Origin of the sequence: Williamwhitmania taraxaci, from assembly GCF_900096565.1 — a bacterium.
GTDB classification, from domain to species: domain Bacteria; phylum Bacteroidota; class Bacteroidia; order Bacteroidales; family Williamwhitmaniaceae; genus Williamwhitmania; species Williamwhitmania taraxaci.
The window spans coordinates 1-10554 of the sequence record NZ_FMYP01000095.1; the positions used below are offsets into that span (position 1 = coordinate 1).

Below are 10554 nucleotides of genomic sequence, written 5' to 3' on the forward strand. Positions count from 1 at the left end.
CCGCTGTCAACAGGATAATGAGAGGCGTGTCAACGAAGTATCTACAGAACTATTCGAATTGGTTTGTCGCGGTAGAAAGGGCAAAGAAGGAGAAATCCTCACCGGAAAAGGTAGGCCGGCAGCTGTTGAAACGCTACCAAGCATGGGATCTATTTACAAACATTGAAGCGCATTACAAGAGTTTCATACAAGCCTACTCAGAGCGCACCTACCGATGTCCAGTGAAACGGTCGTGGAAGTCGCAAAATTGGAATAGTGGAGTAATTCAGGTTAGTGCAGCATTTTAATGCTAACAAAATATTATCAACAACATTTTTTTAGATTACAGCCAAAGTTTTTAAAAACTGTCGAAAAACATGGCATATATTTCTTTCCTAAACCAAACAACCTGGACTAAGTTATGTTTTTAAGGCAGAAAACATTAGTGAAGTTTAACTATTTTATCCTAAATTTGGTCGATCAATATGAAGAAGAGAAATATACTATATCGTGTTTTTAATTTCTACGTTGAGGGTTTTCGAAGTATGACTCTTGGAAAAACCTTGTGGGTTTTAATACTGATAAAACTTTTCATAATGTTTCTGATACTTAAACTCTTCTTCTTTCCAAACTTTCTAAACACCAATTTTAAAACCGACAAAGAAAGAGGAGACTATGTGCTTGAACAATTATCAAAACCTAAAAACTAATATAAAACCTAAGCTATGATTGAAAACCTTGACCTATCAGTTGTTAACTGGTCTAGGGCACAGTTCGCGCTAACGGCTATGTATCACTGGTTGTTTGTCCCACTAACGCTCGGGCTATCGTTTCTCATTGCCATTTTCGAAACGTTATACGTGAGGACTGGTAACGAAGAGTGGAAGCGAATTACAAAATTCTGGATGACACTCTTTGGGATTAACTTTGCTATTGGTGTCGCAACTGGGATAATTCTAGAGTTTGAGTTTGGAACCAACTGGTCCAACTATTCTTGGTTCGTGGGCGATATTTTTGGTGCTCCTCTCGCTATTGAAGGTATTATGGCCTTCTTTATGGAGTCAACCTTTATTGCTATCATGTTTTTTGGATGGAATAAAGTGAGCAAACGTTTTCACCTTACTGCCAGTTGGCTTACAGCTATTGGCGCCAACCTTTCGGCGCTCTGGATTTTGGTAGCTAATGGCTGGATGCAGTATCCGATAGGAATGACCTTTAATTCTGATACTGCTCGCAACGAGATGACAAACTTTTGGGAAGTGCTTCTCTCCCCGGTTGCCGTGAATAAGTTTTTGCATACAGTTACTTCCGGATATGTCTTGGCATCCGTCTTTGTATTAGGCGTAAGCGCGTGGTATTTACTCAAAGGACGCGAGATTCTTATGGCGAAACGGAGCATCATTATAGCAGGTGTATTTGGTCTGATTAGCTCCTTATTCCTCGCCTTTACGGGTGATGGTTCGGCTTACCAAGTGGCTCAGAAGCAACCGATGAAGCTCGCTGCAATGGAGGGTTTGTATAATGGCACCGAAGGGGCCGGCTTGGTGGCTGTAGGAATGCTTACTCCCGGGAAAACTTATGATGATGGGAAAGATCCTTTCGTGTTTAAGATTGAGATTCCGAAACTCTTATCCATGCTTTCCTACAAGGATGCTAATGCCTTTGTTCCTGGGGTGAAGGATATTATCGATGGTTATGTGGTTAACGATAGTGAGGGCATTCCAATTTTAGTGCCATCGGCTCAACAGAAAATTGACCGAGGGCGGATTGCAATTCAAGCCTTAAGCGATTATCGAAAGGCAAAGATGGCTGGTGATTCGAGCATGATGATGTTCAGTAAAATGGTGCTTCAGGAGAATTTTGCCTATTTCGGATATGGTTATCTAAACAATACGTCCAGCATTATACCCAATGTTCCCCTTACCTTTTATAGCTTTCACGTGATGGTGGCGCTTGGCTTTTTCTTTATTCTGCTTTTCGGGGTAGTGCTATGGTTAACGCTTAAGAAGGAATTAATGAACCATCGTTGGCTGCTTTATCTAATGGTAGTTTCCGTTCCCCTTGTGTACATTGCACAACAGGCAGGGTGGATTGTTGCGGAAGTTGGCCGTCAGCCTTGGGTTATTCAAGACCTACTGCCAACCGTTGCCGCGGTTTCGCGCATCGATGCTAGTGCGGTTCAAGTCACCTTCTGGATGTTTGGTGTCCTATTTACCGTTCTACTGATAGCCGAACTGAGAATTATGTTTAAAGCCATTAAAACAGGACCAAACGACGGAGGACATTAATATGGTTGATACAACTTACATTTTTCTACAGCAATATTGGTGGTTCATCGTTTCGCTACTAGCGGCACTGTTGGTTTTTTTGCTCTTTGTTCAGGGCGGACAAACCTTGATCTATACCGTTGCCAAAAACGAGGATGAACGGCGCTTAGTGATAAACTCATTGGGCCGTAAGTGGGAGTTCACCTTTACAACCTTAGTTACCTTTGGTGGTGCGTTCTTTGCATCTTTTCCCCTGTTTTACTCTACCAGTTTTGGAGGTGCTTACTGGGTGTGGATGGCAATTCTTTTCGCTTTTATTATTCAGGCGGTTTCCTACGAGTATCGGTCGAGGGCCAATAATTTTCTTGGAGCTAAAACCTACGAAATTTTCTTAATTCTTAACGGTCTTTTAGGAACGATTCTGCTTGGAACTGCCGTTGGTACTTTTTTCTCAGGATCAGAATTTTCAATGGTTAAGGATAACATTACGAACATTGCCAATCCGGTAATCTCGGCTTGGGAAAATCCATTTCACGGATTGGAGGCAGTTCTCAATGTGAATAATGTGGCTCTTGGTCTAGCGGTTTTCTTCCTCTCGCGGGTGCTCGCTTTGTTATATTTTATGAATAACATCGACGATACCAATATTTTGGCCCGATCGAAGAAGCAGCTGCTTTATAATTCTTTGCCTTTTCTTTTGTTTTTTCTCTACTTCCTAGGTGCGACTATGCTGGCCCAAGGGTTTGCTGTTGATCCGGAAAATGGAGTGGTCTCGATGGAGAACTATAAATACTTGCACAATCTCATAGCCATGCCTGCGGTGCTAGGATTGCTCTTGGTCGGAGTAGTGTTGGTGCTTTGGGGGATCGGTCTTTCGGTATTCAAAACCAGTTCTAAAGGAATTTGGTTTGCAGGTCCCGGAGTAATTTTCACCGTGCTAGCGTTGATGCTTACCGTTGGGTATAACAACACGGCCTTTTATCCTTCAACCTTTAATATACAGCACTCTTTAACCATTTTCAATAGTTCATCTAGCAAGTATACACTTACTGCTATGAGCTACGTATCGCTGATGGTTCCGTTTGTTGCTGCCTACATCTTTTTTACTTGGAGGAAGATAAATAACAAGAAGATTGATGCGGCCGAAATGAAGGAAGATATTCACATTTACTAGATCTATCTACTATGAAGTATTTTGCCGAAATAATTACGCTTATTAGCTGGCCTGTGGTGATATATGTCTCCTATCGGCTTGCGGTGTGGGCTGTTCTGAAGTTTGAAGCTTCGGAGCACGATAAGGTGGACGAATAGTCTTTCCAGAAATATTAAGGGGTTGCCGTTCTTTCTTCACGAAAGACGGCAACCCTTTTTTTCGTATCACCAATACCCATACGTTGTAGGTCGTAGCTGTTGATGAAGCTGTCTTATTTATCTTAGAATTGGTATAAGCAGTTCTTTGGATAGATATTTCGCCTCCGATTTTCTATCGTAATACTTGCCTTATTCTCTTGCCACTTGTTGTAGTGGTAGAATGGTTACCTTTGACAAATTTTATTTTACAATGCTAGATATTGTTACTGCCAGCGAATGGTTTGGATCGGAATTTGGTAGGCCGATTATAATAGGCGGTCCTTGTAGCGCCGAGACGCGCGAACAAGTAATGTCCACGGCACTTGCAATTGCCGAAATTAAAGAGGTTTCAATATTCAGAGCGGGTGTTTGGAAGCCTCGCACGCGCCCCGGTAATTTTGAGGGTGCTGGAAATGAGGCGCTCGAATGGCTCGCCGAGGCAAAGGCCGCTACTGGGCTAAAGATGGCTGTAGAGGTGGCAACACCGGCCCACGTGGAGGCTGCACTAAAGGCAGGTGTGGATGTGCTTTGGGTTGGAGCCCGAACGGTTTCAAATCCATTCTCGGTTCAAGAGTTAGCCGCAGCCCTTGGTGGAGTAGATGTTCCCGTGTTGGTGAAGAATCCGATAAATCCAGATATAGAACTGTGGATTGGTGCTTTGGAGCGAATCAATCGTGCCGGATGTAAGAAGTTGGCGGCAATTCACCGCGGCTTTTATCCTTTCGAAAAGCGGGGATTACGCAATATTCCTCGGTGGGAAGTTCCCATTGAGTTAAAGCGATTATTTCCCAACCTGCCCATGATTTGCGATCCGAGCCATATTGCCGGAAAGTGGGAGTTGGTGCAGTCTATAGCCCAGCAGGCCCTCGATCTCGACATGGATGGATTAATGATCGAAACTCACATTAACCCTTCTGTGGCGCTAAGTGATGCTCGCCAGCAGCTGACCCCAGCTCAACTTAGCGAAATGGTGGGTAGCATGTCGTTCCCAACAAGCACAACAACCGATACTAGTTTTGCGCGCTGCATTCAAACCCTGCGCCAGCGAATTGACTCGCTCGATGCGCAAATGCTGGAACTGATTGCTCAGCGCATGAAGATTGCTGAGGAGATTGGTCGCTTTAAGCTGCAGCAAAACGTCACTATACTTCAAGTGCGGCGCTTTGAGCAGATACTTAAGGATCGGCTGGAACAGGCCGAAGTTATTGGTCTAAATCATGAGTTTGTTAAGAACCTGCTGGAGATGGTACACAAGGAGTCTATCCTTAGGCAGGAGGCAATTATGCGGTCGTCGGGGCCGGGTGAACGGAAGTTTCCTTGCTAAGCCGTTTGCTTCTTTTGGGTTAGGATAGAAACAAGAATGTAAAGCGGAATAATTCCCAATAGTGCCATTTGCTGGAGCAGCACAATTAGAACCACAGAGAGCGCCAAGAAAATGTAGCGAACTTCATTTCCTTTTAGCTTAATGCTCTTTATTTTCATGGCAAACATTGGGATCTCAGCCACGAGCATCCATGAGAAAATAGCCGCTACAACTATGAGCACCCAAGGGTTGGTTACCATTTCCTTGTATGGCAAATTGCTTTCGAAGTAGAGCCCAAATGAAAGTAAAAAGAGGGCATTGGCAGGTGTTGGTAAACCAATGAATGAGGTTGTTTGGCGTGTGTCGATGTTGAACTTTGCCAACCGCAGCGCAGAGAACACTGCAATAATAAAGGCAGCATACGGAAGGTAAGTGGCTACAAAACCCGTTTCAAAACCAAAGCCTACCTGTATAAGCTTAAAAAATATAACCGAGGGAGCCACGCCAAAACTTACCATATCGGCAAGGGAATCGAGTTCTTTCCCAATATCGGAGTAAGCCTTTAGAGCCCTTGCTGCTAATCCATCGAAAAAATCGAAGATGGCAGCCAGAACAATAAACCCGGCAGCAACTTGAAACTGTCCGTTGAATGCAGCAACAATGGCGACGCACCCCGAAAATAGGTTAAGCGATGTTATTCCGTTGGGAATATGGCGAATAATGCTCATGGTTCTTCAGTGTTTAAAGCAATAAGTGGCGTAAAGTTAAGTTATTTATTGTAGTTTGGATAAACCCTTTCGTTTGTATAAGTTTATTGCCCGAATTAAACCATCTATGAGGCCTACGATACTTTTGTTTTATGTTCTGTTGTTGCTTGGAGTTCAGGGCGCTCTGGCCCAAACTACCCCGAAGTATAGCAACGAATTTTTACAAGTAGGCGTTGGTGCCCGCGCATTAAGCATGGGCGGATCGGTGGTGACTTCGGAGTTGGGTCCCTTTAGCACTTTTTGGAATCCTGCCTCACTCACTTTGCAAGGCCAAAAATATGGGGTAGGTGCTATGCATGCCGAATATTTTGCTGGAATAGCCAGTTTCGATGCAATAGGATTCACCTACCGTCAGGATTCCCTTTCGGGCTTTAGCCTTGGTTTTGTTCGGCTTGGTGTCGACGATATTTTAAATACAACGCAGCTTATCGATAAAGAGGGCAACCTCGACTACTCTCGTATCTCCCTTTTCTCAACCTCCGACAATGCTTTCTTTGTTGGCTATGGACGTATTATTCCTCAGCTGGGCCTTAGTATTGGCGGAAATGCAAAAATCATTTACCGGCACGTAGGCCAATTTGCCTCGGCCTATGGCTTCGGAATCGACTTGGGTGCTCGTAAGGGTTTGGGCAAATGGTTGGTGGCAGCAACCCTGCGCGATGTAACCACTACCTTCTCATACTGGACCTTCAATTCGAAAAAGCTCGAAATTCAGGTGGGTGATTCTACCTTTAATTATGCTCCTTCGCAAAGTGTTGAACTTACGCTACCTCGTTTAATTGCTGGCGTTTCGCGCAGGATAGCCGTTGTCGGAAAAGTAAGTGCCATGGCCGAGTTGAATCTCGAGATGACTTTTGATGGTCGGCGGCATACCCTAATTTCCTCAAAAGCAGCCAGCATCGATCCGAAGTTAGGGTTGGAAGTGGGTTACGATGGGCTGGTGTTTTTGCGGATGGGCGTGAATAATATCCAAGAGGAGACGGACTTTGGCGGCAAGAAAAGTTATAGCTTTCAACCAAATTTAGGCTTAGGTGTGAAATGGCGCGGTTGGTCATTGGATTACGCGCTTACCAATATTGGCAGCGTTGGCATTGGTCAATACTCCAACATCTTTTCGGTGGGGTATAGTTTCGATCGCTTGAATTTGAATAACATATTTTAGTCTTACTACGCATGATTCGAATTGCAGTCGATTTTGATGGAACCATTGTGGAGAATGCATACCCGTCCATTGGCAAGGAACAGCTTTTTGCCTTCGAAACGCTAAAGATGCTTCAGAGGCGTGGGTTTATTCTAATTCTGTGGACATACAGGGCCGGTCGTCAGCTCGAGGAGGCAGTCGAGTACTGCCGCAAAAACGGAGTTGAGTTCTATGCGGTAAACCGTAATTACCCAGAGGAAATTTACGATGAAACCATTTCTCGAAAAATTGATGCCGAAATTTATATCGATGATAAAAATATTGGTGGATTTCCTGGGTGGACAAATATTTGGGCTATGCTTTTTCCTGAAGAGGCAAATGTGGATGCCAAGGCAGAGTTAAGGGCTTTGCGCATGCGGAAGAAGAGTTTTTGGAATTTATTTAGGAAATAGAGATATGAAAGTAAGGTTTTTACAATTTGTCACGGTTGCTTTTGTTGCAAGCATTATTAGCTGTGCCCATAATGGTGAGGCAACCAAATCTACCGGAAACACTGCCACTGATACTACTCCAGAGGAGATTCTCTTTAGCTTGAAAAATGCCCCAACCGGTGTTGTGAGAAGTGGTGATCAGGTTGCCTTTGAAATGGTTCCAGCCTCGGCCGCAAATTCTATCGATTCGGCTGTTTTGCTCCTCGATGGACAGCGTGTGGCTGCTTTCATAGGTAATAGCTTAACGTGGAATAGCCTTGGTTGTAAAATGGGAACGCGTTCGCTGCGCGTTGTGGCATATTCGGGTAAAAAAACTTCGAGTGAGACTGCCACCGTTAAGGTCCTTCCCAAGGATGCACCAAAGCAAATGACCTGCAAGGTAACTAAGGTTTATCCTCACGATATTGGTGCCTATACGCAAGGATTGGTGTTTCATGAAGGTGGCTTTCTTGAAGGCACTGGCCAGATGGGCGAATCAAACCTACGTAGGGTTGAGTTGAACACCGGAAAAGTTCTTCAACAATACAACATTCCTTCCGATATTTTTGGCGAAGGAATAACGGTTCTTGGCGATAAAATCTTCCAAATTACGTGGCGTTCCAACGTATGCTTTGTATACGATACCAAGACGTTTAGCCTACTCACCAAGTTTAGCTATCCTACCGAGGGGTGGGGAATTACCACCGTTGATAAGCAGCTGGTGATGAGCGATGGCTCAAACCTGCTTTACTATATGGATCCGGAATACTTTACCGAGAAGAGCCGCTTGGAGGTTTTTGACAACGAAGGACCTGTTCACTACCTCAACGAGCTGGAGTATATCGATGGGTTTATTTGGGCCAACGTCTACATGACCGATCGCATTGTAAAGATTGACCCAAAGACTGGTGCCGTGGTGGCCGATGTGATGTGCCGCAACCTGCTAAAATCGTCAGATAAAAAGGGGAATACCGATGTGCTCAACGGAATTGCCTACGATGCCAAAACCGGCAGAATATTTATCACCGGGAAATACTGGCCGAAGCTGTTTGAGGTGGAAATGAAATAATGTGACAATTTGCCAATGAAGATGAACCGACGGGGTGATCTTCTATTTTTCTACAGCCAGCAACGCCGTTTAGGTCGATTAAAAAACCTAAGCTAGAACCGAACTATATATCACTTCAAAACGTTAACTTTGTGTGATATAAAACGAGGTAAAGTATGAATCCAACTGAAAAAATGGACTTTATTCAAAGTCATCTGTATCTAGCTGATGAGGGATTAATTAATGAGTTTTACGAGATGCTATGCAAGGATACAGCCCTGAAATGTAAGCTGGAAAGTAGAGCAATAAAAGCGGAAAACGATATCCAAACAGGCAATCTATTTTCGAGAGAGGAGTTAGAGAAGCGAATTTTCTAGTGTAGACCAACCATGAAAATTCTATACACAGAACAGGCACTAATTAGCCTTGATGAGTCTCTCGAATTCATGGCACAAGTACTAAAGGTGCCATACTCAAAGTTGATCGAAATCCGAAAACAAATTCTAGATGCAGCAGACTCCTTGAGTTTACATCCATTGAAAGGCCAAAAGGAACACTCGCTTAAACATTTGGGACTAGATCATCGGCGTTTAGTTACGGGTCACCACAAAATAGTGTATCGGGTAATCGGGGAACACATTTATATTACAGATATTTTTGATTCGAGGCAAGATCCAGAAAAAATGAAAGGCTAGACTTTTCTTTACCCATCCGATTACAGGCTGAACATATATCACACTACTCAAGCGGAGTAGTCCCAATCTAGGTAAGGTTGGGCTTTTTTGTTTTATTATTGGCGATTTGATAGTTCTATCGATATCGTCTTAATTCCACAGCAACTGATTACGGTAAGGTAAGCCGTTTCAGCCAGACGAAACGTCCTGAATACCTATCGTGCGCTTATCGAGGCTGCTCAATGCTAGCAGCGTGCCAGTTTTTGTTATATTTACACTTGACGTGGTTTACAGCGCACGGACGGGAAATACGTCCGTGCGAGTGCTGGTTACTTTCAGGATTATGGAGGTTCAAAGATTCTTAATGGGGCAAAAATCCGAATTTATCGTAACGATGTATATAAGTCCATTGGAAATGGCGATGGTGGAGCAATTGTTAAAACAATTCAAATTTTTAAATAATGGATTTGCTTGAAGAATTAAAAATGATATCCCCTAATGGATATTCCTTAAAATCGAATAATCAGGGGTATGCTAAGTTTGAGCTTGAATCAAATTTTGGAATTAATACAATTGGGTTGGGAGATATTTTAAATGGCAACTTTATAGGGTTGAAAGCGAGAATCTCTTTTTTTCCAATAGAGGAAATCCTTCGACCCGCCTTTGCCACAGATAAAGACACCAATTATAGCGTTACCCTCACTACCGACCAGCATGGATTCATATTCAACAAGGCAATCGGTGTTGGGGTTTACGAACACTTGCCCCTTGAACTTAACAGTCCCGTGGCCTTAGAAACAATGCGCTCGCTCATCCTTCGTTTTATAGAGCAAGACGCATTGCCGTTTTTCGAATATTGGAAGGACATAAGATGCTTTTTGCCTTTTATAGAGACTAGTGATATTCGAAATGTCGTAAATAATGTATTTGCTGGCGATGCACTAAAAAAGAAAATGGTTATTTGGAAACTGTGTAACCATCCTCAATTTGAAAAGTTAGCAAGTGAGAGGCTTGCCATATATGAACAAGCCATCAGTGATAATCCAAACGATGCCCAATTAAAGAAGGAATCCAAAGCATTTCAATCATTTGTAAAACAGCTTCAACGAACCGAACCTTTGTACGAATGGGATCCAGCATACTTATTTCCTAAATAGTTATAGATTACCCCGTTATCGCGGATCCACCTTCGGCGGACAGGCTATGCTGTCAGTGTGCTACAACCTATTGCCAATGTAGTAAAGCAGGCACTTTGCAGTAAGGTAGCATAACCGCAGCCATGCCCAAAGAGCAAGACGGTGGCATGGGCATGTTGCCCATACGGTAAGCTGGCCAAGCGTGGCGGCTTAAGGCCCCCGCTTGCGCGAACATGCTGGCCGTGCGCTACAACCCATTGCTAATGCATCAAAACAGGCGCTAAGCAGTAAGGTAGCATAACCGCAGCCTAGCCAAGAGCAAAAAGCGGTGGCATGGGCCCGCTGAAAAGGCGAGGCAGGCTATGTTGCCCATACGGTAAACTTGCCAAGCGCTTATAGCCAAAGGCTGCTGTAGCTGG

Annotated in this window: 13 protein-coding genes; 12 read left to right on the forward strand and 1 reads right to left on the reverse strand. The window is 43.8% G+C overall.

Going from position 1 to position 10554, the window contains the following annotated elements; all coding sequences use genetic code 11:
* The 6 genes from BLS65_RS16150 to BLS65_RS16170 form a co-directional block, all read left to right on the forward strand.
* A partial coding sequence (locus BLS65_RS16150) for a hypothetical protein (protein ID WP_212590578.1) occupies window positions 1–287 on the forward strand: 287 nt, incomplete at its 5' end.
* Between the two features lie 177 nt (window positions 288–464).
* Window positions 465–689, forward strand: coding sequence for a DUF4492 domain-containing protein (locus BLS65_RS16155; protein WP_092440857.1), 225 nt, complete (start codon window positions 465–467; stop codon window positions 687–689).
* A gap of 15 nt (window positions 690–704) precedes the next feature.
* On the forward strand, window positions 705–2267 hold the full coding sequence (locus BLS65_RS16160) for a cytochrome ubiquinol oxidase subunit I (protein ID WP_092440858.1): 1563 nt from the start codon (window positions 705–707) through the stop codon (window positions 2265–2267).
* A gap of 1 nt (window position 2268) precedes the next feature.
* A complete protein-coding gene (locus tag BLS65_RS16165; protein ID WP_092440859.1) occupies window positions 2269–3420 on the forward strand; it encodes a cytochrome d ubiquinol oxidase subunit II in 1152 nt (383 codons plus the stop codon).
* Window positions 3421–3431: 11 nt separating this feature from the next.
* The gene (locus BLS65_RS18940) at window positions 3432–3557 is read left to right on the forward strand and encodes a hypothetical protein (RefSeq protein WP_262507998.1); all 126 of its coding nucleotides are present in this window, start codon (window positions 3432–3434) and stop codon (window positions 3555–3557) included.
* 250 nt (window positions 3558–3807) lie between these two features.
* Window positions 3808–4920, forward strand: coding sequence for a chorismate mutase (locus BLS65_RS16170; RefSeq protein WP_092440867.1), 1113 nt, complete (start codon window positions 3808–3810; stop codon window positions 4918–4920).
* Here the strand turns inward: BLS65_RS16170 and pssA are convergent.
* Entirely contained in the window at window positions 4917–5627 is a 711-nt protein-coding gene (gene pssA, locus BLS65_RS16175) for a CDP-diacylglycerol--serine O-phosphatidyltransferase (protein ID WP_092440860.1), read from the reverse strand. The two genes, BLS65_RS16170 and pssA, sit on opposite strands and share 4 nt — an antisense overlap.
* A gap of 106 nt (window positions 5628–5733) precedes the next feature.
* Between pssA and BLS65_RS16180 the strand changes: the two genes are divergently transcribed.
* From BLS65_RS16180 to BLS65_RS16205, 6 genes are all read left to right on the forward strand, one after another.
* The gene (locus tag BLS65_RS16180) at window positions 5734–6828 is read left to right on the forward strand and encodes a putative type IX sorting system protein PorV2 (protein WP_092440861.1); all 1095 of its coding nucleotides are present in this window, start codon (window positions 5734–5736) and stop codon (window positions 6826–6828) included.
* Between the two features lie 14 nt (window positions 6829–6842).
* Complete coding sequence (locus tag BLS65_RS16185; RefSeq protein ID WP_394331465.1) at window positions 6843–7259, forward strand: BT0820 family HAD-type phosphatase; 417 nt, start codon at window positions 6843–6845, stop codon at window positions 7257–7259.
* A 4-nt stretch (window positions 7260–7263) separates the two neighbouring features.
* Entirely contained in the window at window positions 7264–8346 is a 1083-nt protein-coding gene (locus tag BLS65_RS16190; protein WP_092440863.1) for a glutaminyl-peptide cyclotransferase, read from the forward strand.
* 155 nt (window positions 8347–8501) lie between these two features.
* Window positions 8502–8702, forward strand: coding sequence for a hypothetical protein (locus BLS65_RS16195; RefSeq protein WP_092440864.1), 201 nt, complete (start codon window positions 8502–8504; stop codon window positions 8700–8702).
* A gap of 69 nt (window positions 8703–8771) precedes the next feature.
* Complete coding sequence (locus tag BLS65_RS19065; RefSeq protein WP_394331466.1) at window positions 8772–9020, forward strand: type II toxin-antitoxin system RelE/ParE family toxin; 249 nt, start codon at window positions 8772–8774, stop codon at window positions 9018–9020.
* Between the two features lie 440 nt (window positions 9021–9460).
* A complete protein-coding gene (locus BLS65_RS16205) occupies window positions 9461–10156 on the forward strand; it encodes a hypothetical protein (RefSeq protein ID WP_092440866.1) in 696 nt (231 codons plus the stop codon).
* The last annotated feature ends 398 nt before the right edge of the window (window positions 10157–10554 follow it).

Bases quoted from the DNA above. Each gene is read 5' to 3' on its own strand.
- BLS65_RS16155 (WP_092440857.1), top strand. From the start codon at position 465: ATGAAGAAGAGAAATATACTATATCGTGTTTTTAATTTCTACGTTGAG.
- BLS65_RS16160 (WP_092440858.1), top strand. From the start codon at position 705: ATGATTGAAAACCTTGACCTATCAGTTGTTAACTGGTCTAGGGCACAG.
- BLS65_RS16165 (WP_092440859.1), top strand. From the start codon at position 2,269: ATGGTTGATACAACTTACATTTTTCTACAGCAATATTGGTGGTTCATC.
- BLS65_RS18940 (WP_262507998.1), top strand. From the start codon at position 3,432: ATGAAGTATTTTGCCGAAATAATTACGCTTATTAGCTGGCCTGTGGTG.
- BLS65_RS16170 (WP_092440867.1), top strand. From the start codon at position 3,808: ATGCTAGATATTGTTACTGCCAGCGAATGGTTTGGATCGGAATTTGGT.
- pssA (WP_092440860.1), bottom strand. From the start codon at position 5,627: ATGAGCATTATTCGCCATATTCCCAACGGAATAACATCGCTTAACCTA.
- BLS65_RS16180 (WP_092440861.1), top strand. From the start codon at position 5,734: ATGAGGCCTACGATACTTTTGTTTTATGTTCTGTTGTTGCTTGGAGTT.
- BLS65_RS16190 (WP_092440863.1), top strand. From the start codon at position 7,264: ATGAAAGTAAGGTTTTTACAATTTGTCACGGTTGCTTTTGTTGCAAGC.
- BLS65_RS16195 (WP_092440864.1), top strand. From the start codon at position 8,502: ATGAATCCAACTGAAAAAATGGACTTTATTCAAAGTCATCTGTATCTA.
- BLS65_RS19065 (WP_394331466.1), top strand. From the start codon at position 8,772: ATGGCACAAGTACTAAAGGTGCCATACTCAAAGTTGATCGAAATCCGA.
- BLS65_RS16205 (WP_092440866.1), top strand. From the start codon at position 9,461: ATGGATTTGCTTGAAGAATTAAAAATGATATCCCCTAATGGATATTCC.